At 57.6% G+C, this 21,956-nt stretch carries 19 protein-coding genes; 9 read left to right on the plus strand and 10 right to left on the minus strand.

The genetic code is table 11. The features are described 5' to 3' along the window. Positions 1–142 precede the first annotated feature (142 nt). Positions 143–481 carry a Grx4 family monothiol glutaredoxin gene (locus tag J8Z22_RS09640; RefSeq protein WP_028112379.1) on the plus strand — a complete coding sequence of 113 codons (339 nt, stop codon included), beginning with the start codon at positions 143–145 and terminating at the stop codon, positions 479–481. A 60-nt stretch (positions 482–541) separates the two neighbouring features. Here the strand turns inward: J8Z22_RS09640 and J8Z22_RS09645 are convergent, their stop codons facing one another. Further along, positions 542–1,867, minus strand: a complete 1,326-nt coding sequence (locus tag J8Z22_RS09645; protein WP_028112380.1) for a Na+/H+ antiporter family protein — start codon at positions 1,865–1,867, stop codon at positions 542–544. A gap of 261 nt (positions 1,868–2,128) precedes the next feature. On the opposite strand from J8Z22_RS09645, the gene J8Z22_RS09650 reads away from it, so the two are divergent. Then, positions 2,129–2,734 carry a peroxiredoxin C gene (locus tag J8Z22_RS09650; protein WP_028112381.1) on the plus strand — a complete coding sequence of 202 codons (606 nt, stop codon included), beginning with the start codon at positions 2,129–2,131 and terminating at the stop codon, positions 2,732–2,734. A 41-nt stretch (positions 2,735–2,775) separates the two neighbouring features. On the opposite strand, the gene J8Z22_RS09655 is transcribed toward J8Z22_RS09650, so the two are convergent. Together J8Z22_RS09655 and rnt are read right to left on the minus strand one after the other, a co-directional pair. Continuing rightward, positions 2,776–3,702 (minus strand): diguanylate cyclase domain-containing protein, encoded by a 927-nt coding sequence (locus tag J8Z22_RS09655; protein ID WP_252010200.1) that lies wholly within the window; start codon positions 3,700–3,702, stop codon positions 2,776–2,778. A 237-nt stretch (positions 3,703–3,939) separates the two neighbouring features. Beyond that, entirely contained in the window at positions 3,940–4,617 is a 678-nt protein-coding gene (gene rnt, locus J8Z22_RS09660; protein WP_028112383.1) for a ribonuclease T, read from the minus strand. A 219-nt stretch (positions 4,618–4,836) separates the two neighbouring features. On the opposite strand from rnt, the gene J8Z22_RS09665 reads away from it, so the two are divergent. After that, a complete protein-coding gene (locus J8Z22_RS09665; RefSeq protein WP_245595569.1) occupies positions 4,837–5,628 on the plus strand; it encodes an OmpA family protein in 792 nt (263 codons plus the stop codon). 221 nt (positions 5,629–5,849) lie between these two features. Here J8Z22_RS09665 and fadE read toward each other — a convergent pair whose 3' ends face one another. Continuing rightward, positions 5,850–8,300, minus strand: coding sequence for an acyl-CoA dehydrogenase FadE (fadE, locus tag J8Z22_RS09670; protein WP_028112385.1), 2,451 nt, complete (start codon positions 8,298–8,300; stop codon positions 5,850–5,852). Between the two features lie 291 nt (positions 8,301–8,591). Between fadE and J8Z22_RS09675 the strand changes: the two genes are divergently transcribed. Then, positions 8,592–9,377, plus strand: a complete 786-nt coding sequence (locus tag J8Z22_RS09675) for a class II glutamine amidotransferase (RefSeq protein ID WP_252010201.1) — start codon at positions 8,592–8,594, stop codon at positions 9,375–9,377. On the opposite strand, the gene J8Z22_RS09680 is transcribed toward J8Z22_RS09675, so the two are convergent. Further along, positions 9,337–10,062: a DUF3108 domain-containing protein gene (locus tag J8Z22_RS09680; protein ID WP_084144363.1), complete on the minus strand. Its 726-nt coding sequence runs from the start codon at positions 10,060–10,062 to the stop codon at positions 9,337–9,339. The two genes, J8Z22_RS09675 and J8Z22_RS09680, sit on opposite strands and share 41 nt — an antisense overlap. An 85-nt stretch (positions 10,063–10,147) precedes the next feature. Continuing rightward, a complete protein-coding gene (locus J8Z22_RS09685) occupies positions 10,148–10,501 on the minus strand; it encodes an MGMT family protein (protein WP_252010202.1) in 354 nt (117 codons plus the stop codon). Between the two features lie 174 nt (positions 10,502–10,675). Between J8Z22_RS09685 and imuA the strand changes: the two genes are divergently transcribed. The 5 genes from imuA (at position 10,676) to J8Z22_RS09710 (ending at position 18,565) form a co-directional block, all read left to right on the plus strand. Next, positions 10,676–11,344, plus strand: coding sequence for a translesion DNA synthesis-associated protein ImuA (imuA, locus tag J8Z22_RS09690; protein ID WP_252010203.1), 669 nt, complete (start codon positions 10,676–10,678; stop codon positions 11,342–11,344). Beyond that, positions 11,341–12,744 carry a DNA polymerase Y family protein gene (locus J8Z22_RS09695; RefSeq protein WP_252010204.1) on the plus strand — a complete coding sequence of 468 codons (1,404 nt, stop codon included), beginning with the start codon at positions 11,341–11,343 and terminating at the stop codon, positions 12,742–12,744. Before imuA ends, J8Z22_RS09695 begins: the two co-directional genes overlap by 4 nt. Positions 12,745–12,746: 2 nt before the next feature. Continuing rightward, positions 12,747–15,824: an error-prone DNA polymerase gene (locus J8Z22_RS09700; RefSeq protein WP_252010467.1), complete on the plus strand. Its 3,078-nt coding sequence runs from the start codon at positions 12,747–12,749 to the stop codon at positions 15,822–15,824. A gap of 144 nt (positions 15,825–15,968) precedes the next feature. Continuing rightward, positions 15,969–16,178, plus strand: a complete 210-nt coding sequence (locus J8Z22_RS09705; protein ID WP_028112390.1) for a cold-shock protein — start codon at positions 15,969–15,971, stop codon at positions 16,176–16,178. A gap of 203 nt (positions 16,179–16,381) precedes the next feature. Next, positions 16,382–18,565, plus strand: a complete 2,184-nt coding sequence (locus tag J8Z22_RS09710) for a DUF6351 family protein (protein ID WP_252010205.1) — start codon at positions 16,382–16,384, stop codon at positions 18,563–18,565. Here J8Z22_RS09710 and J8Z22_RS09715 read toward each other — a convergent pair. From J8Z22_RS09715 to J8Z22_RS09730, 4 genes are all read right to left on the minus strand, one after another. Further along, positions 18,562–19,212, minus strand: coding sequence for a hemolysin III family protein (locus J8Z22_RS09715; protein WP_252010206.1), 651 nt, complete (start codon positions 19,210–19,212; stop codon positions 18,562–18,564). The genes J8Z22_RS09710 and J8Z22_RS09715 overlap by 4 nt on opposite strands. A gap of 235 nt (positions 19,213–19,447) precedes the next feature. Beyond that, positions 19,448–19,891: a dual specificity protein phosphatase family protein gene (locus J8Z22_RS09720; RefSeq protein WP_028112393.1), complete on the minus strand. Its 444-nt coding sequence runs from the start codon at positions 19,889–19,891 to the stop codon at positions 19,448–19,450. Between the two features lie 289 nt (positions 19,892–20,180). Next, on the minus strand, positions 20,181–20,870 hold the full coding sequence (gene aqpZ, locus J8Z22_RS09725) for an aquaporin Z (protein WP_252010207.1): 690 nt from the start codon (positions 20,868–20,870) through the stop codon (positions 20,181–20,183). Between the two features lie 181 nt (positions 20,871–21,051). After that, positions 21,052–21,948 (minus strand): DUF808 domain-containing protein, encoded by an 897-nt coding sequence (locus J8Z22_RS09730; protein WP_028112395.1) that lies wholly within the window; start codon positions 21,946–21,948, stop codon positions 21,052–21,054. Between the last annotated feature and the right edge of the window lie 8 nt (positions 21,949–21,956).

Raw genomic sequence — 21,956 nt, forward strand, 5'->3', positions numbered from 1 at the left:
CCGGTCATTGTACTCGCTTAACCTGTGATGTGCATCATGTTATCAATTGATTGAACTGACCGGGGCCATCGAAAAAATACATTGGGGTTTCGTTGCACTTTTAATAGAATGAGGATCAAGATCACTACCAAACGTGGTAACCATGGAAACCCTAGATAAGATTAAATCCCAAATCGCCGAAAACCCAATCATCCTGTATATGAAAGGGTCTCCCAAGCTGCCCAGCTGCGGTTTTTCCGCTCAGGCTTCTCAGGTTCTGGTTAACTGCGGAGAGGCCTTCGCCTACGTTGATATCCTGCAAAACCCTGATATTCGTACCGAACTTCCAAAATACGCCAACTGGCCGACCTTCCCGCAGCTGTGGGTCGAGGGCGAGCTGATCGGCGGTTGCGACATCATCATGGAGATGGCTCAGAAAGGTGAGCTGCAACCCTTAATCGCCGAAACTGCGGCGAAGTATAAGCAGGACGAGGCAGAGTAACGCCACGTTTCAGGGTATAAAAAAGGGCGCCTAAGGGCGCCCTTTTTGCTGTTTGAATGCTTACAGCACCATGGCTGCAACCCAACCGGATGCCAGCAGTGGCAGGTTGTAGTGCAGAAATGTCGGGACGACCGAGTCCCAGATGTGATCGTGCTGACCGTCGGCATTGAGACCGGCGGTGGGACCCAGGGTGGAGTCGGACGCCGGAGACCCGGCGTCACCCAGGGCGGCGGCGGTCCCCACCAGAGCGATGGTGGCGGCCACTGAGAAGCCAAAGCCCATAGCCAATGGCACGTAGATGGCGGCGATGATCGGAATGGTGGAGAACGAGGAGCCGATGCCCATGGTGATGAACAGCCCCACCAGCAGCATCAGGAAGGCCGCCATGGCTTTGTTATCGCCAATAAGATTGCGAACCGAGTCCACCAGTGCTGGCACTTCACCGGTGGCTTTGATCACTTCGGCAAACCCCGCAGCAGCGATCATAATAAAGCCCACGGTGGCCATCATGCGAACCCCTTGGGTGAACACGTCGTGGCTGCTGATCCCCTTGTCCATGCCGCCCAGATTCAATACCACGAAGCCCGCCAAGGCACCGAAGATCATCGAATCGGTGTACAGCTGAATGCCCAGCGTCGAGGCGATGGCCAGGACGACGATGGCGATGCGCTGACCGCTAACGGGCTGGTGCTCAACATGGGCACTGCCGTCCAGCTCCTGATCGGCGTATTCTCTTGGTTTGCGGTAGCTGAAAAAAATTGCGGTCAACAGGCCAAAGACCATACCCAGTGCTGGAATGCTCATGGCACCCATCAGGTCGCTGGCCTGCATCTTGAGGCCATTACTCACCAGGTTGGCCATCAGGATGTCTTTGAGGAAGATGCCGCCAAAGCCCACCGGCAGCACCATGTAGGTGGTGACCAGGCCAAAGGTGATGACACAGGCAATCAGGCGTCGGTCCAGCTTCAGTTTGTTAAAGACTCCCAGCAGCGGTGGGATCAGAATTGGAATAAAGGCGATGTGGATGGGAACCGCATTTTGCGATGCCACTGCCATCAGCAGAATGGCCACCAGCAGCGAGTATTTGACACCGGTGACGGCGCTGGAATCCGGGTTGCCGCCGAGGCGACCGACAATGGCGCGGGACAGGCTGTCAGGAATGCCGGTATGAGACAGGGCGACGGCAAAGGCGCCCAGCAGGGCATAGCCGAGGGCGATGGTGGCACCGCCGCCGAGGCCGGCGTTAAAGGCATCGATGGTCGAGGCCAGATCCATGTTGCCCATGAGTCCGGCAACGAGAGCACTGACGGTCAGTGCGATGATCACGTTGACCCTGGCAAGGCTTAATACCAGCACCAGGAGCACCGCGATGACAACGGCATTCATTTTTATAATTACCTATTTTGTTGATTGCTAAATTTTGGGCGAGTGAACCATTTTCAGTGACTGCGAACAAGAGTCCAGACAAATGTGCTGGCCAACTGTGAATATGTGATACATATCCGGATTAACTTAGGCTTTATCTGATTGATGTCACTACCAGGGTGACTTGGCAAGCTGAGAGATGACCGGGCATAATAATCGCAGCATTCCTCTAAATCGCCCCCAGGGTGGTTTAGCATACCTCACCCACATGGAGAGTCACGCATGAGTGTATTAGTAGGTCGTCCGGCCCCGGACTTTACCGCGGCTGCCGTGCTAGGCAATGGCGAGATTGTCGAGGACTTTACGTTAAGTCAGGCCATCGCGGGTCAAGCGGCGGTGGTGTTCTTCTACCCCCTGGATTTCACCTTTGTGTGCCCGTCGGAGTTGATCGCTTTTGATCACCGTTTTGAGGAGTTTAAAAAGCGGGGCGTGGCAGTGATAGGCGTTTCCATCGATTCCCAGTTCAGCCATAACGCCTGGCGTAACACCGCCATCGAAGACGGCGGCATCGGTCCGGTGAAATACCCGTTAGTGGCGGATGTAAAGCACGACATATGCCGTGCCTATGACGTTGAGCACCCAGAGGCTGGGGTGGCATTTAGAGGTTCATTCCTGATTGACAGCCAAGGGCTGGTGCGCCATCAGGTGGTCAATGATCTGCCCCTGGGGCGGAACATCGATGAGATGCTCAGAATGGTGGATGCACTGCAGTTCCATGAAACCCATGGTGAGGTGTGCCCGGCTCAGTGGGAACAAGGCAAGCAGGGGATGGACGCCTCTCCGGATGGCGTCGCCCGCTTCCTGGCGGACAATGCCGACCAGCTGTAGGGCATTGAGTGAATCCATGACGGGCGCGTTGGCGCCCGTTGTTATTTGAAGTTGAGCTTATTGCGATACATGGCCTGATCGGCATCGGCGATCAATTGCTCCGCCGGCAGTGGGTTGTCACTGAACCACAGCGCCCGGCCAATGCTGGCCACCACATCGACCTGCTCAATCTGCAGGTTTTGCTGCAAGGCAAACAGCAGGCGGGTGTGAATGGTGTCGGCGTCGGTTTTGTGTTTCAGAGGGCACATTAGTACAAACTCGTCGCCGCCTAAGCGGCCTACCACGTCCATGTCACGGCAGAGCGATTTCAGTGCCGTGGCCACTTTAATCAGCACCTTATCCCCAAAGCTGTGGCCGAAGTTATCGTTCAGTTTTTTGAAGTTATTGATGTCGATGTAATACAGCGCCAACGGGGTCTGGTGCCGCTTAGCCGCAGCCAGCAAGTTATCCAGTTGACAGCAGAACTGGTGCCGATTGGCGACGCCGGTAAGGGCATCGTGAGTGGCGGCGTAATAGAGTTCGCGTTCGATTTCATCTTTTTCGATGGCCACCGATGCTACCGAGGACATCAGGGTCATAAACTCAATGTCACATTCGGAAGCGGATTTGGGTTGATCGTGATAAAACGCAAAGGTTCCAAGCAGGTTGCCCCGGCTGGAGAGGATGGGTACTGACCAACAGGCCTGTACTCTGGCCATCCTGGCCAGGGGTAAAAAGGGCTGCCAGTTCGGGTCTTGATTGACGTCGTCGCTGTACACCGGCTCTTTATAGAAGGCGGCTTTGCCACAACTGCCAACCTGTGGGCCAATGCGGATGCCGTCGATGGCCTGGTTGTACTCTTCCGGAAGGTTGGGGGCGGCGAGCGTGATCAGTGTCTGTTCGCCAGGATCGTAGCTGAGGATAGAGACCCGAATCTGAGGCATGATGGCTTCTGCCAAGTCAATCAGATTATATAAGGTCTTTTTCACTCCACAGCCTAAGGCGAGCTGACGGAGTGCTTCATTCAGGCCTCTGTGGGCTTCTAATAATAGTGTGGCACTCATGGGGTAACTGCTGCTTTGACTTCCCTTACACGGCTATATTGTAACCGTTTTTTGCTCAAAAGGTTACAAGTCTCACTAATTTGAAGTCATAAGTGGCGCCACAAAGTGTGATCGTGATCACGAATGGGGTATCGGGCGCCATTGCTGACGCCCTTATATTAGTTATTCTTGATTTGAATCAGTGCGTTCGGTTTGTTTTACGTTTTCCTCGGGCACCTGCCAGCCGCCCAGGGACTTCCATTTGTTAACGATGTGGCAAAACAGTTCAGCGGTACGTTCGGTGTCGTACAGGGCGGAATGGGCCTGTTTGTTGTCGAATTCGACTCCGGCAGTGCGGCAGGCTTTTGCCAGTACGGTTTGCCCCAAAGCCAGGCCCGACAGGGAGGCGGTGTCGAAGGTGGCAAAGGGGTGGAAGGGCACACGCTTGATGCCGCAGCGATTAATGGCGGCGTTCAGAAAGCCGTTGTCGAAGGCGGCGTTATGCGCCACAACGATAGAGCGGTGGCAACCGGCATTTTTCTGGGCCTTGCGGACCGCTTTGAAGATCTCGTGCAGGGCCTCTCTCTCGGAAACGGCACCGCGCAGTGGATTGTGGGGGTCGATGCCATTAAACTCCAGCGCCGCGGGTTCGAGATTTGCGCCCTCAAAGGGTTCGATGTTGAACTGCAGGCTCTGAGCCGGCTTTAACCAGCCATCGGCATCCATTTCCAGCATCACAGCCGCAATTTCGAGTACCGCATCGGTCTGAGCATTGAAACCGGCGGTTTCAATATCGATGACCACCGGGAAATAGCCTCGGAAACGGTTTACAAGTAAGTTTTCTGGATTGGTTGTGGTCATGCCGCTAGCTTTGAGTCATTTTGGGGGCGCAATTATCGCAAAGCTCAGCGATAATGCAAAAGCTTTAAGTGGTTGCAGAATAGCCTAAAGCTTATTTAGGGTCGGCCGATACAGGGTGTAGACGAGACAGTTCAGGACATGTGGATGCAGTTAAAAAGAGGCGTTGCCATCATTTCAGCTTTGCTTTCTTGCTCCGCTTACGCGGGAGTGAGGAACTACGTGGCGTCCATTGAGCAATCTCACTGGAGTCTGGCGACCTCTAACCCATTGCAGTGCACCCTGAAGCACACCATCCCCAATTTTGGTACCGCCGTCTTTAACAGCAAGGCCGGTCGTTCTACCGACCTGGGATTTGTGTTGCAGATGAAGCGTAAGCCGGAGCGGGCAACCCGAGCCAGCTTGCGTTCGGTGGCACCCTCCTGGCGCCCCGGTGTGCCGGCTAGGGACATCGTCTCGGTAACCTACCAGGCCCAGTATGACGCCGAGGTGCCTAAGCAGGCCGCCTGGGTGATGCTGACTGAGCTGGAGCAGGGGATGCAACCGACGTTTTTCTACCAGGATTGGTATAACCCCTTTGATCAGGTGGCGGTGTCGCTGAACTCGGCCAATTTCCAGAACAGTTATTTTGAGTTTGTCTCCTGCATCGACAGTCTGCTGCCGTATAGCTTTGAGGACATCGCCTACACGGTACTGAACTTCCGTGATAAAAATGGCAACCTGACTTCAGATTCCCGCCGCAAGCTGAGTCGAATCCGCGAATTTTTGGCCTACGATCCAACCCTGGAGTTGGTGCTGATCGACGCCTATACCGACAGCTTCGGCTCCGAAGACACCAATATGGCCATCAGTAACGAGCAGGCGGATAAGTTGCGCCAGTTTTTTGTTGATGCCGGCATCGACGACGATCGCATCGTCAGCCAGGGCCATGGTGAAAAGCGCCATATTGCCACCAACGTCAGCAGCCGCGGCCGAGCTCAAAACCGGCGGGTGGTGATTCGCATGGAACGTTGATCTGGGCCTGAAAGAGAAATCTGGCGACCATGGGGTCGCCTTTTTTTTGCCTGGTGCTTTCCGTTGACGGCATTGAGAGCCTGAGCCCGCCACTGCCGAAGTTTATGGCGAAGGCGAGTCATACAGGAAAGCGCCAAGCCACACCGACCCAAGTTCGGCCCGAACAGAGATAAAAAACCCCGGCACCAGGCCGGGGTTTGGGGTCAGGCAACCGAGGGGATTTAGGCTGCCTGGACTGGACTGGCCGGTTGATGATCGACCTTCTGAGCTTTCAGCTCTTCAGGGTCGAAATCAGACACGTTGATGGTTTCCAGTCGACCGGTTTCGGCATCACGCAGCAGTTGCGCTTCCTCTTCGGTCAATACATTCAGCTCAAGGCCTTTGTCAGCCACTTCATGCAGCTTCCAGAACGGCAGACGGGTACCGGCGGCCTTGCACACCTTGTCGAACAGCGGTTCGGCGGCCAGGATGTTGCGCAGAGTCTGCTCCTGACGACCAATCGGGTTGTTCGGGTGCGCTTCCAACCATTGACCGGCAATCAGGCGGTCGCGAGCGGCACACGGCGTTTGCAGGATCTTGGCGATCTTATGATCCAGCTTGTCAGACGGACGCTTCAGCGGCTTACCAAACGGGAACATGATGAACTTCAGCAGGCCGCCAAAGGCGGGGAAGTTGTCCAGCAGTTCATCCAGAGACAGTTGCAACTTGTGCAGGCTGTCTTCGACCGCCCACTGCATCAGCGGGATGTCGTCGGTCTGGCGACCGTCGTCTTCGAAGCGCTTAAGGGTGGCCGAGGCCAGGTACAGCTGGCTAAGCAGATCACCCAGGCGGGCAGAGACACGCTCTTTCCGCTTCAGGTTGCCGCCCAGCAGGGCCATGGCCAGATCCGACAACAGAGCCAGGTTAGCACTGAAGCGGTTCATGTGCTGGTAGTAGCGCTTGGTGGTATCGGAGTAAGGCGCACTGGAGAAGCGACTGCCGGTCAGGCCCAGCCAGAAGCTACGGACGAAGTTGGTGAAAACAAAGCCGACGTGACCCCAAACGGCACCGTCAAACTCGTTGAGGCTGCGCTCCTGATCTTTATCGAAGGCGGCTTCCATCTCTTTCAGTACATACGGGTGGCAGCGAATGGCACCCTGACCGTAAATCACCAGAGAACGGGTCAGAATGTTGGCCCCCTCCACGGTAATGGCGATGGGCGCACCTTGATAGCCTCGTCCCAGGTAGTTATCTGGACCCAGACACACCCCTTTACCGCCGTGGATGTCCATGGCGTCGATGATGCACTTCTGCATGCGATCGGTGAGGTGCATCTTAACGATGGCGGAGATCACCGATGGTTTCTCGCCCAGGCCCAACGCGGTGGTGGTCATGGCGTTGACCGCCTCCATCAGGTAGGCGTTACCGCCGATGCGGGCCATTGGCTCTTCAATGCCTTCCATCTTACCGATGGGAGTCTTGAACTGGCGACGAATGCGGGAGTAGGAACCGGTTGCCGCGGCAACGGTCTTGATGCCACCGGCGGAGTTGGAGGGCAGGGTGATGCCGCGTCCGACCGACAGACATTCCACCAGCATACGCCAGCCTTTACCGGCCATCTCGGTGCCACCGATGATGAAGTCCAGCGGCATAAACACGTCGGTGCCCTGAGTTGGACCATTCTGGAACATGGTGTTCAGTGGGAAGTGGCGACGACCAATGATGACGCCTTCCATGTCGGTAGGCACCAGGGCACAGGTAATGCCGATCTCTTCCTCGTCACCAAGCAGGTGGTCAGGATCGCGCAGTTTAAATGCCAGACCCAATACGGTGGCCACAGGCGCCAGGGTGATGTAGCGCTTGTTCCAGGTCACCTTCATGCCCAGAACCTCTTTGCCTTCCCACTGGCCTTTACAGACCACACCGTAGTCTGGAATCGAGCCGGCATCGGAACCCGCTTCCGGGCTGGTCAGGGCAAAACAGGGCACTTCCTGGCCAACGGCCAGGCGGGGCAGGTAGTGGTCTTTCTGTGCTTCGGTACCATAGTGCTGCAACAGCTCACCAGGACCCAGAGAGTTAGGCACCCCCACGGTGGAGGCCAGCACGGAATCGACACCGGCCAGTTTCTGCAGAACCTGAGACTGGGCGTAGGGGCTGAATTCCAGACCACCGTACTTCTTCTTAATGATCATGGCGAAGAACTTGTTGTCCTTCAGGTACTGCCATACCTCTTCCGGCAGATCCGCATCCTGGTGGGACACCTGGAAGGCGTTCACCATGCGTGAGACCTCTTCCACCGGACCGTCGAGGAACGCCTGCTCTTCAGCGGTCAGACGGGCCACCGGGATTCTGTGCATCTTTTTCCAGTCTGGAGCGCCTGAGAACAGGTCTGCATCCCACCAAATGGTACCGGCTTCAATGGCATCCTTCTCCGTTTGCGACATCTCCGGCATCACTGAGCGGAACGCTTTCAGGGCCGGCTGGGTCAGCAGGGAGCGACGCAGCGAGGTGACGTTGAATGGGATAAACAGGATGGCAAAGATAAGCCAGGTCAGGGTACCAACGATACCGAGCCCGGTACCGATACCGAGGGCAGCGGCGGCTGCCAGGGTGAATAGGGTCAGCGAGGCACGTTTATAGATGAGCCCCCCTAAAACCACAATAGAGGCAATGCTCCAAACTAGGGTAGTCACGTTAATTCTCCTTGTGTCACCCGCCTGAGAAACCCTCAGACAGGTTTGCTCTCTGTCACAGTATACGGTCTGGTCTGACCTCTGTCACATAAAAGTAAACGCTCGTTTAAATATCTTCAAGGTTTATTTATCCATAAATATTCACTTTGCTGTAAAACCGTGTTGGGGAATCTGTGCTAAGGGCCGTGGATTATGGGGTGGCGACAGTTTGAGCGTTTGTAGCCGCTTTGGGTGCAGTGGCGTGAATTTGTGGTTATTCTTCTTCTATTAGAGAGTGATACGGACGAATCCATGTGTGAGTTGCTGGCCATGAGTGCCAACGTACCGACAGACATTGTGTTCAGCTTTACCGGGTTGGTGGAGCGGGGCGGGGTCACCGGTCCCCATACCGATGGCTGGGGCATTACGTTTTATGATGGCCCGGGCAACCGTACGTTTCGGGATTGCCAGCCCAGCTGCCGGTCTGAGGTGGCCAGCCTGATCAAGGAATACCCCATCAAGAGTAAGGCGGTGATCAGTCACATTCGCCAGGCCAACCGCGGCCGGGTGTCGTTGGAGAATACCCACCCTTTCTGTCGTGAGCTGTGGGGGCGCTACTGGACCTTTGCCCATAATGGCCAGCTCAGTAATTACACCGACAAGCTGAAGCCCAAACGGTTTCATCCGGTGGGTAAGACCGACAGTGAACTGGCGTTTTGCTATTTGATGGACCGGCTGGCCCAACGCTTTCCGGAGAAACCTAAGGACATGCGGCAGGCGTTTCGCTTTATGGCCAACGAGGCCACAGCGCTGGGCACACTGGGTGTCTTCAACATGTTGCTCACCGATGGTCGCTACCTGCTGGCGGTGTGCAGCAATAATTTATGCTGGATTACCCGTAAGGCTCCGTTTGGCGAGGCCAAGCTGATCGATACCGACATGGTGATCGATTTCACCAGTGAAACCAACGAAACTGACATCGTGTCGGTGATTGCCACTCGTCCCCTGACCCACAATGAGCAGTGGCACACCATGGTGCCCGGTGAATGGCAGCTGTTTAAGGACGGACTGCCGGTGGCGGCGTCCCGGCCTCGCTGAAGGTCAGCCGTTCCAGCCTCAGTTCCGCCTGAACATCGCCATCTTTGTACTGGATTAGCCTGGCCAGTACATGGTGGTATTCCAGCGCCAGCCACAGATAGGTCTGACGGCTGCTGCCTTCGCCACGATCCCTGGCCACTTTGATGGTGTCCAGGGTGCCGAACGGCAGCGTCAGTGTCTCCTTACCCACCACTTTATAGCGGTAGTCCCGTTCTTTGTTCTTGTAGACGATGGGGTACAGCATGTCGGTGTCCCCTCGGGCAACGTCCAGCCGCAGCTGCAACTGATAGCTAAGGGGATCGAACCTGGGTTGGCTCCAGGGCAGCTGTTTGCGTTCATCCCGGTATTGGGCCTCGATGCGTTGTTGCTGCCAATCAAAACTGATGCTGGCACTGAAATCCGGACCGGTTCCTGAGCGTGTCATGTGGTATTGCCAGGGCATCAGGGTGGTGTCATTGACCCTGAACTCGCTGGTCTCGGTACGGGTATCCGATAAAAATAGCCAACCCACTTTGCTTTGGTAGCCCAGAGAGTAGATCCCGTCCTGCTGCTGTTGCAATTGGTAATAGCCGCTGCCTAACTGGGAGTCGCCCCGCCAGACTTGGTAATCCGCCCGGTAGGGCAACAGCGGGTTGGCGGCGGCGCCGGCGGAAAGGACCAGCGCCATTAATGGCCAGATTCGCATCGGCTCTCCTTGGTGAAACGGAACAGACAGTGTTGAGTGTAGAGCAGTTCTCTGTTCTCAATGAGTCGACCCTGCCACTTGGTGATTAAAACGGCAGTTGCCACAACAGCTCGGCCAGATCCGGTTGCCACTGGTATTCCGACATTTTTACCCGGCCGTTGCGGACCATCACGCCCTCTTCACGGAGTCGATATTGCTGCTCCTGAAAGCCGGGGCTGCCTGGCGGCAGGGAGATTTTACCGGCGGCATTAACGACCCGGTACCAGGGCAGTGTCAGGGTATCCGGTGTCAGTCGCAGGGCTTTGCCCGCCAACCTTGCCCGCCCGGGCAGTCCGGCCAGATCCGCCAACTGCCCATAGCTGACCACCTTACCCGCCGGCACCAACTGGCAGACCTGCCAGATACGCTGCTCCTTACTCAGGGCTGGGGTGTCGCTCATGGTCCGTGTCTCGTACTGATTGCTGGAGGTGAAGCTGCAGTGTACTGAATTTCTGATGGCTTTTCAGTGTGCCTGTTCAGGAAAGGAAAGAGGTGGGGCGCCATCGAGTCACGGTGGTTGGATCTTAGTGCAAAATCGTTAATACTGTATATATGTACAGTTGTGGCGAAAATCATGCTAAAACCCGTTGATTCATTATTGCAGCGAGACGATCTGTGGCTGGCCAGTCAGTGGCAGCAACAGCAGGGGGGGATCGCCACCGGTTTTGAGGCGCTGGATCGGTGCCTGTGTCATGGGGGCTGGCCTGACAAGGGCGTGCTTGAGGTATTGATGGCAACGCCGGGGGCCGGCGAATCACTGTTGTTGCAGCGTTTGTTGTGTCCGGGAGAGGGCCAATGGTTGTTGTTGGTGTGTCCGCCTTATCTGCCCTATGCCCCGGCTTGGATGCAGCAGGGGATCGACCTGGCCAATGTGGTGTGTCTGACGGATCTGGATCGCAAAGAGCAGTTGTGGGCTGCGGAACAGGGGTTGGCCAGTGGCAGTTGTCGGCGGGTGTTGTTGTGGCTCGATGCATTGTCAGTCAGTGAATCCCGGCGTTTGCAACTGGCGGCCGAACGAAGTGGCAGCGTGGCGGTGGTATTTCTCCCTCAGGAGGCCGAGCGCGACAGTCATCCGGTCAGCCTGCGGGTTCGCTGGGCGTTGGAAACCGGCGGAGCGACGCTGCAGATCCTCAAGCAGCGTGGCGGTTGGCGTCAGCCCCAGCAGCGGCTCAGTGTGCAGCCGCAAGGGTGGCACCTGCCGAAGCGGCCGCCAGCGGCAACACTGTTTCAGGGGCCCTGGTGATGCTGTGGCTGGGACTGCATTTTGTCGATCTGGCGTTGCACTACCAATTGCAGTCGCACCCGGAACCGGCGGCCGCCGCCCTGATCAGCGGCCAGCCGCGGCGGGTACGTCAGTGCAACGATGTGGCGCAGACACAGGGCGTTAGCGTTGATCAGAGTGTGGCTACGGCCACCGCCCTGTGCCCTTCACTGTGGCTGCTGGAGCCGCTGGCGGACTCGCAAGAGGTGTTGCTGGAGCTGGCTCAGTGGGCCTATGGCTTCAGTGGCCGGGTGGTGCTGGTGGCGCCGGATTTACTGCTGCTCGAAGGCAGCAGCATGCTGCGCCTGTTTCAGGGCCTGGATGGCTGGCGTCAAGCGATCAACCGGGGGCTGGAAGTGCTGGGGCTACCCTATCAGCAGGGGCTGGGGCTGACGCCGCTGGCGGCGACGGTGCTGGCTCGCCAGGGACTGGATGGCAACAGCGACGACCCTTGTCGGCTCGCTGCCTTGTTGCGGTCACTGCCGGTGACGGCGTTGCAGTTGCCAAATGATTGCGGTGAGCGATTGATGCAGATGGGCATTCAGCAGGCCGGGCAACTGCTGGCTTTGCCCCGGGCGGAGCTGGGTTCCCGTTTTGGTGCCGAGTTGTTGCTGCACCTGGCACGATTGCAGGGAGAATTACCGGATCCCCGCCCTGAGTACCAACCGTCGCCTCAGTTTCAACAGAAGCGGTTGCTGCTGGAAGAGGCGGAGCAGGCGTCGATGCTGTTGTTTCCCCTGCAAAGCATGGTGGCGGCACTGGCGGAATTTCTACGTCAGCGGCAGTTGGCATGCGGTCAATTCAGCCTGAGCCTGAGTCACCGTCAGGGGCCACCCACCCGGGTGGTGCTGCGTCCGGCATTTGCCGAAAGTCAGCGCCAGGCCTTGTTTAAGCTGCTGCAGCTGAGGTTTGAGCGCCTGACTCTGTACCAGCCGGTTACGGAGTTGCTGTTGCAGAGTGAACAGTTGAGTCCGGTGAACCTGACGAGTGAAGGGTTAAGCGAAAACGGTCAGCCATTGGTGGCCAGTCAGCAGCCGCAGCGGCAGTTGATCTCGCAACTGAGCGCCCGCTTGGGGGCAGAGCGGGTTCGGGGCATTGCCACCGTGGATGAGATTCGACCTGAGCGGGCCTGGCGCTGGGCCGGCTTGGGGGAGGGCAGTGAGTCGGTGGCGTCGCGGCCTCGGCCGCCGTGGTTATTGCTCGAGCCCCAGGCGGTGACCCGACAGCAACTTCAGTTGCACCAGGGGCCGGAGCGGCTGGAGTCAGGCTGGTGGGATGGGGAGCCGGTGTGCCGGGATTACTACCTGGCTCAGACCGGGGATCATCGTTGGTGCTGGGCGTTTCGTCAGCACGACGGCTGGTTTATCCATGGGTGGTTCTAGTGGTGGACTACGCTGAGCTGCACTGCCTGAGTAACTTCAGCTTTCTACGCGGCGCCTCTCATCCTCAGGAGCTGGTGGCGGAGGCGGCCCGTCAGGGGTACCGAGCCATCGCCCTGACTGATGAGTGCTCTTTGGCGGGGATCGTCAAGGCCTGGGAGGCAGCAAAAACCCATGAGATTCGGCTGCTGGTGGGCAGTGAGTTTCGGTTGCCGGAGGCCACGGTGGTGGTGCTGGCCCAGAGCCGCCGAGGCTATGGCCAGCTGTCGGCATTGATCACCCGCAGCCGCCGCCGCAGTCCGAAAGGACACTACCAGATTCATTGGGCCGATTTCGACGAGCGTCTGAGTGAATGCCTGCTGTTGTTGCTGGTGAATGCTGAGGCGCCGGAGTCGGCTCTGGCGCCCATCTGCCAGCAGCTGCAATCGGAGTTTGTCGATCGCTGCTGGCTGTTGCTGGAGCGCCATTTTTGTCCGCAGGATCAGCGCCGGTTGCAACTGGTGGAGTCGTTGTCACGGCGTTGGTCATTGCCGCTGGTCTGTGCCGGAGGGGTACGTATGCACCGTGCGGAGCGGCAGCAATTGCTGGATGTTCTCAGTTGTGTGCACCACGGCTGCACCTTGTCGCAGGCCGGGTGGCGATTAAGTGGTAATGCCGAAGCACACATCAAATCGTTGCCAGCCCTGGCCCGGCGTTTTCGCCCCCAATGGCTGGCAGCCACGATGGCGATCGCCGAACGGTGTCAATTTGAGCTGGAGGAGCTGCGCTACCAGTACCCGGCGGAGGTGGTACCACAAGGGATGACGGCGTCGGCGTACCTGCGTCAGCAGGTGGCCGTCGGGGCTCAGCGGCGCTACCCGCAGGGGGTTCCGCCTCAAGTACAGCGGCAGATTGAGACTGAGCTGGCGCTGATTGATGAGCTGCGTTACCACTATTTTTTTCTGACTATCTACGACATCGTCCGCTTTGCCAAGGCGCAGCGGATTCTGCATCAGGGGCGGGGATCGGCCGCCAACTCGGTGGTGTGTTACTGCCTGGGGATCACCGAGGTGGATCCGGTGCAGGTGAACCTGTTGTTTGAACGCTTTATCTCCCGAGAGCGCAATGAGCCGCCGGACATCGATGTGGATTTCGAGCATCAGCGCCGCGAGGAGGTGATTCAGTACATCTATAGAAAATACGGCCGGGAGCGGGCGGCGTTGGCGGCCACGGTGATCAGTTATCGCTTCAAGAGCGCTCTGCGGGATGTGGCCAAGGCGCTGGGACTGGATGAAGGGTATCAGGACTACCTGATTAAGCACGTGGATCGCCGCGATGGCAGCAGCAGTTGGCAACAGCAAACCCAGGCGCTGATGCAGGGCCGGGACACTCCCGCCGGTGTCGCGGCTTTTCTGGTTCCCTTGGTGGAGACGCTGTTGGGGTTTCCCCGCCACCTGTCTCAGCATGTGGGTGGTTTTATCATCTCCTCGGGCCCGCTGTCTGAACTGGTGCCGGTGGAGAACGCCGCCATGGCCGAACGCACCGTTATCCAGTGGGATAAGGATGATCTGGAAGCGTTGGGGCTGCTGAAGGTGGATGTGCTGGCCCTGGGGATGCTCAGTGCCATTCGCCGCTGCTTTGACCTCATCAGCCAGTGGCAGGGGCAGCCCTATGGCATGGACGATGTGGTGCGCGAACAGCCCCAGGTGTATGACATGCTGTGTCGTGCCGACAGCATCGGCGTGTTTCAGATTGAATCGCGGGCACAGACCAACATGCTGCCTAGGCTGCGCCCCCGTTGTTACTACGATTTGGTGGTGCAGATCGCCATTGTCCGTCCGGGGCCGATTCAGGGGGACATGGTTCACCCCTACCTGAGGCGGCGTCATGGCCAGGAGCCGGTGTCTTACCCCAGCGAGGCGGTTCAGCAGGTGCTGGAACGTACTTTGGGGGTGCCGATTTTTCAGGAGCAGGTGATCAAACTGGCGATGGTGGCCGCCGGGTTTTCTGGCGGGGAAGCGGATCAGTTGCGGCGGGCCATGGCCAGTTGGAAGCGTCATGGTGAGTTGGACCAGTTTGAGAAAAAACTGGTGGAGGGGATGGCCAGCCGAGGCTATAGCAGTGAGTTTGCTCAGCAGGTGTTCAACCAGATCCGCGGCTTTGGTGAATACGGCTTCCCTGAGTCCCATTCCGCCAGTTTTGCGCTGCTGGCGTACGTGTCGGCGTACCTGAAGTATCACTATCCGGTGGCGTTTTGCTGCGCCTTGCTCAACAGTCAGCCCATGGGCTTCTATACCCCGTCGCAACTGGTTCAGGATCTGCAGCGTCATGGCGCAGAGGTGCTGCCGGTATCGGTGAATCACAGTGATTGGGACCATCGGTTAGAATCCGTTGCCGGTAAACCGGCGTTACGCCTGGGGTTGCGGTTGGTGAAAGGCCTGGGGGAGGACGCCGGACAGGCGGTCGTGGCCCAGCGGCCAGGGCTGGGGTATCAGGACAGTCAGCAACTGGTGGCTCTCAGCCAGCTGGATCGAGGCAGCCTGGAGCGCCTGGCCAGTGCCGATGCCCTGAAATGCATGAGCGGTCACCGCTATCAGGCCCGTTGGCAACTGGCGGCAGTGACCGAGCAACTGCCGCTGTTCGGAGAGCAGCCGTTGTCTACCGAGGTGGCGTTATCGTCGCCAGGAGCGGCCGAGGAGATGCTGGCAGATTTCCAGCAGCTGGGGCTGACCCTGGGACAGCACCCGATGGCGATGTTGCGCCAGCGTGGGCAGTTGAGTGGACAGCGCACGGCAGAGCAGTTGCTGGAGTGCCGGCATGGGCAACTGGTGACCCTGACCGGTGTGGTGGTGGGGCGGCAACGACCGGGTACCGCCAGTGGCGTGACCTTTATCACCCTTGAAGATGAGACCGGCAACGCCAACGTGGTGGTCTGGGCCGGTACTGCCCGGGCTCAGAGGCAACCCTATCTGACAGCTCGATTGTTGCAGGTCCGAGGAGTGGTGGAAAAAGCGGGTAGGGTGGTGCACCTGATGGCAGGCAAATTGACTGACAAAAGTGAGCTGATTGACAATTTCAAGGTGAAATCACGAAATTTTCGTTAAGAAATGGTGTTCACTATTCGATCATTGACTGCAATTGATAAAAAAATCGCCAGATGGTTTGTAAACCCAAACATCCTGAGTATAATTGATATCGATAGCAGGTAATACGGATTGCCTGTGCGTTTGATTTAGAAAGAGTTAGATATGTCTGAACAAGTTACTGGTACAGTTAAGTGGTTTAACGACGAAAAAGGATTTGGCTTCATCTCTCGTGAAGATGGCAAGGATGTGTTCGTGCACTTCTCTGCTATCCAGGGTAATGGACGCCGTACTTTGGTTGAAGGTCAACAGGTTACTATGACCGTGACTCAGGGTCAGAAAGGCCCTCAAGCAGAGAACGTAAGCGTTATCTAACACTTACAAAAGATTCGAGGCCCTTGCCGTATGGCGAGGGCTTTTTTTTGTCCGTTTTTTGGTCTCGTAAACACACTCGGATCCCCCGACCAGATGGAGACTGGTGCCGATCTGGCAGATACTTACTGCCATGGCGTGTTGGTCATCGGCTTCGAGGCTGAGAGCCGTCATGTCGAAGTTGGTGGCAGCATGAGGAGGCGGACATGGCGAAGTGGTTGCTCTGGATTGCGGCACTGCTGCTGTCAGGTTTACTGGTCACCATGGGGTATTACCAGTATCGGGACTGGCACCATCCTTACCGTGCCATTCAGGTCAGGCAATTGCCGCCGCCGGACCTCAAGCCAATGCTAAGCATCGACACCCACCTGGCACTGACTCCACGACCCCAGGAAACCTACGCGTTTCCTATTCCTCTGGGGAAAGTCGGCCCCGCTGAGCCCCTGTATGCGGGGGCCCGTCAATACCCGTTTTTCTGCATGACGCTGGCTTCCGGGCTGGGTCAGCCCCAGATTGACAACCATCGGGGACAGGGAGTCGCGGTGTTTAATGATCGCGGCGGGCAACTGGGTGACACCATTCTGGGTTACAGCCGTGATTGTGGGCTGCCTTCGGTTCTGAATTACTTTTACCTCGACCTAAATGGGGTCCTGCGGCCCTACTTGCCAGGAAGCCCGGTGCCGCCGGAGCAGGTGGCACAAACGGAGATTAACGGTCGCTCGGTGGCGCAGATCTACCGGGTCGAGAGCGGTACCATCAACCGCTATATCTACCACATCGCCATGTTGGCGACGCCGGACATCGCCAGAGAACAGGCCCCCTGGTGGAACCGGAAACTGATTTATCAATTTCATGGTGGCAGTGGCATCGGCTTTCGCCAGGGGCGGTTAAAACCGTCGAAAATTGTCCGTAAGCGCCTGGAGCAGTTGCAACAAGGCTATGCGGTGATCAGTTCCACCGGTAATAAGACCAGTTACACCTACAACATGGTTCGGGCCGAGGACACCGCCCGCAGGGTTAAGCGCCAATTTGTCTCCCTGTACGGCCAGCCCAGCTACACCATTGGCATTGGCGGTTCCGGCGGCGGACTGAGTCAATATCTGATGGCGCAAAATCGCAGCCAGGTGTTCGACGGGGCACTGGCCTTGTACGCCTACCCCGACATGGTGACCCAGGCGTTGTATGGTTTGGACTGCGACCTGTTCAACACCTATTACGCCTTTCGCAGCCCCACTCGGCATCGTTGGCAGGACTTTGATAACCGCACCGAACTCGAGGGGCTCAATGCGGCCGCCGGTTTCAGTCAGCGAGCCCCGTTTCTGGAGCCGTTGAACCAGCTGCTCCATGGGCGCTGGCCCAGTTGGCCTCAGGGATCCAGCGAGTGCATCAATGGCTGGTTTGGCCTGTCGGCACTGATTCATAACCCCAGGCAGGGCTATATTCGGCCGATGTTCAGTGACGCGATTGATCGGCAGCAGCATTGGAGTTACTGGGAAGATCTGGTGCAGATTTTTGGTCGTGATCAACACGGTTTTGCCCGCACGGCCTGGGGCAATCAGGGGGTGCAATATGGCCTACGTTCATTGCGGCAGGGGCGGATTTCGGTGGCGGAGTTTTTGCATCTGAATCGACACATCGGCAGTTGGCAGGAAACCGGGGTCATGAGCCGTGAGACCATCTGGACGCCGCTGGGGATGAGGCTGCCGTTGTGGTTGTCGCTGTGGGGTAATCACAACGTCACCGAAGGAGCGCCGGCCCCACGTCGGCAGCCGGATCCCTATGCGGTGGAGCGCGCCTACCGCACCGGTCAGGTGTTTATGGGCGCCAACCCCATTCCAGTGATCGATCTGCGCCATTACCTGGAGGAGCGGCTGGATATGCATCACCTGTCTGCTTCCTTTGAAGCTCGGGCCCGGATCCTGGATTGGCACGGCCATACCGACAACCAGGTTATCTGGGTGTCAGACTATCGCTACACGCCATTGAAAGAAGCGTTTGACGCCATGGAGTTGTGGTTGCAGGCCAGGCTGATGGGGCAGCCACGACCCGATCATATCGAGGACCAGTGCTTCGACGCCGACGGGCAGGTGCTGCAGCGGGGGGACGGAGTCTGGGATGGGCAATGGAATGGCCGCCGGCCGGGGGCGTGCAGTCAACGCTATCCCCACTTCAGCAATGCCCGGGTTCAGGCTGGTGGTCCCTGGCAAGGCAGCGTGTTTCAGTGTCGGCTGTTGTCCGTCGACGAGGCCGTGGCTCAGGGCCAGTATGGGGAGGTCGCCATGACCCCCTACCTGGCCCAGCTCAGGCAGGTGTTTCCCGACGGGGTCTGCGATCTGGCCGCTGGCGATGCCTTGCGGCCACCGGACTTGACCCCGGCGGCAGGGTTCTAACTGGAGGGGATGACGTAGGCGGCGATGGCCACGCAGTGGCACACGGCGCCAGCCAACACACACAGGTGCCAGATGGCGTGAGTATAGGGGGTCTTCTTGGCCACATAGAATACCACCCCGCCGCTGTAGCACAGGCCACCAATCCACAGCAGGTGGAAACCGGCACTGGGCAGAACCTGATACAGCGGGTAGATCACCAGCAGGCATAGCCAGCCCATCACCAGATAAGTGGTCAGGGCCAGTTTCTTGAAGCGATTGATAAAAAAGGCCTTAAACACCACTCCTGCGATGGCCATGGACCAGATGGTGGCCAGAATCATATCGGCTTTCCAGCCCTCGAGGCTGATGGACATCATCGGCGTGTAGGTGCCGGCAATCAGCAAATAGATGGCACAGTGATCCAGCCGTTTGAATACCTTCTTGGCGCGGGGGTTGGAGATGGAGTGGTACAACGTCGAAAACAGGAACAGCAAAATCATGCTGGCGCCGTAGATACTGACGGCGGCAATGTCCCAGGCAGACAATACCGGAATTCCCTTGGTGAGCATCAGGGTGAGGCCGACGATGGCGGCGGCAACCCCCAAACCATGGGTAATGGCGTTGGCGATCTCTTCTCCTTGGGAGTAGGGCATAGCGGCTGAAGCCATAGGGTTCCTTTGCGGTTGCTGCATAAAAAGTCCGACCAGTGTAGCAGGAGATTATTTAAGCGTACACATGTACGCCTAAAAATTTTATGGCGATGGTCAGCCTGTGTATCAACAACCGAATAGGTCCTCACAGACTGCGGCCTTAGAGGGGCCATGATGAAGTGAAAGAGCGGGATTTTCCAGTCTGCGGCAGGGAAGTTGGTGCGGTGGCAGCTAAAGCTGCCACCCAGAGACATTACTGAACCACTTTGGCCATCTGCAGCAGTGACAGCAACTGGTCTTCTTCCAGTTCAATTCGAGGCTGGCCTTTGCTGGCCATTTTTAGCGCCTGTTCAAAGTCGTGCTCTTTGCGGATCAAATAGGCGGCGATGGCACTGACGGTGCGTTTTCGACCGTCGTTGCAGTGGATGGCCACCGCACCGTCAAAGCGGTCGATGAACTGCTCCAGCTGTTGCAGTTGCTGAGGGCTGACGGTCTGACCGTCTTCGGTCGGCAGCCACAAATAAGGAAGTTGCCAGTTGTGGTACAGCTGGTGATTGTCTTCGCTGTCCAGCAACGAGACCACGGCCTGGAATCGTGATTTTGCCAGGGTGCCCAGCTCGTGAGTCTGTGGCTTGCGCATGCCGGCAAGGCGACCCGGGATAACCCACCAGGGAGTCAGGGTGTCAGTATGTGTCATGGTGCTCTCCTGTAGTCGTCAGTGAGAGTAGTGTAGGAAGTTTACCGGGCACAGGTGAAAGGAAACCGATGGATTTCGGCGTTTCGTTCAGACTCAATTAAGCTGGATGAATATCGCTTTATTTGGGGTTAAGTGCGCCTAAGTTTAGCGATAATGCTTCGATCTCCGATAACGCAATGGACACGACTGGCAACCTGAACGTAACCATCGCCGCTTAAACTGTACACAATTGCACCGTTTTGGCCCACTGCCTTCGAGCGAAGGTAATGGGCCAGAAATGAGCAGGAATTCAGGATTGATCGGAGCCCAGATAACGGTACAGGAACGCGCCTAATATTGCCCCAACAATGGGGGCCAGCCAGAACAGCCACAGTTGAGACAGGGCCCAGTCACCCACATACAGGGCCACACCGGTGCTGCGAGCGGGGTTTACTGAGGTGTTGGTGATCGGGATGCTGATTAAATGGATCAGGGTCAGGCACAGGCCAATGGCTACGGGCGCAAGTCCTGCCGGTGCCCGGGGATCGGTGGCGCCCAGTATGACCACCAGAAAGACCATGGTCATTACCACTTCGGTGAGCAGCGCCGCGCCCAGGCTGTACCCCCCTGGGGAGTGGCTGCCATAACCATTGGCGGCAAAGCCGGCGCTGACATCAAACCCTGGCGCGCCGCTGGCGATCAAAAGCAGCACTCCCCCTGCCACCAGGCCGCCGGCGACCTGGGCCAGAATGTAGGGCAACAGGGCGCTGGCTTCAAAGCGGCCGCCGGCCCACAGTCCAATGGATACCGCCGGATTCAGGTGGCATCCCGAGATGTGGCCCAGGGCAAAGGCCATGGTCAGTACGGTTAAGCCAAATGCCAGCGACACACCCAGCAGGCCAATGCCCACGTCGGGAAAGCCCGCAGCTAATACGGCACTGCCGCATCCGCCAAGAACCAGCCAGAAGGTACCGATGAATTCTGCACAATAGCGTTGCATGCTTTACTCCATGTCTGTCTTAGGGGGCGCCATGCCAATTCGTTAGTAACTGTCGGGTACACAGGCAGTTACCTATGAATAGCGGGCGTTCACAGTGTAGACCAGAGCGGACAGGGCTGCTTTTTAGGGGGGCTGGATTGGGGCAGGGGGTTGGGCCGAAGTCAGGCTTCGGCCCCAGTGTTTAATGACGGAGTTTGCCGACCAGGTGAGCAATGGCCACCAATATAAAACCGGCAATCATGCCGATGAGGCCGTTCAGCAGGGCGGGTACCAGCGCGGAGGCGATATGGCCAACAGCGGGGATCAACGCGGTTTCGGCGGCAGCCTCGGAGATCCATTCGCTGAACAGGTGTACGCCGTGACTCAAGATGCCGCCGCCGACCAGGAACATGGCAATGGTGCCGATCAGCGACAGGGATTTCATCAGTTTCGGGGCGGCGGCCAGCAGCAGACGGCCAAAAGACTGGGCCACAGAGGTGGAACGTTGGCTCAGGTACAGGCCGGCATCGTCGATTTTCACAATGACCGCCACCAGCCCGTAAACGCCGATGGTCATCAGAACGGCGATGGTGGACATGGTGGCCACCTGGGTCATAAACGGCGCGGCGGCCACGACCCCCAGCGTCAACACGATGATTTCTGCAGACAGAATAAAGTCGGTACGGATGGCCCCTTTGATCTTGGTTTGTTCATATTGTTGCTGATCGTCACCACTGAGATCCGGTGCCTGGCGATGGCTCTGCTTGGAGACCATCTCCAGCACTTTTTCCGCGCCTTCGAAGCAGAGGAACAGGCCGCCAAGCATCAACAGTGGGGTTATCAGCCAGGGAATAAAGGCACTAATGGCCAGGGCGGCGGGCACCAGAAAGCACTTGTTCACTAGCGAGCCCTTGGCCACGGCCCAGATCACCGGCAGTTCGCGGTCGGCTTTGACTCCGGAAACCTGTTCGGCATTCACGGCCAGGTCGTCGCCGAGTACGCCAGCGGTCTTACGGGCGGCCACTTTGCTCATAACGGCAACATCGTCCAGCAGGGACGCGATGTCATCCAGAAGGGTTAATAAACTGGCTCCGGCCATTTCGGTAT

Source organism: Ferrimonas sp. SCSIO 43195 (assembly GCF_023716685.1).
GTDB classification, from domain to species: domain Bacteria; phylum Pseudomonadota; class Gammaproteobacteria; order Enterobacterales; family Shewanellaceae; genus Ferrimonas; species Ferrimonas kyonanensis.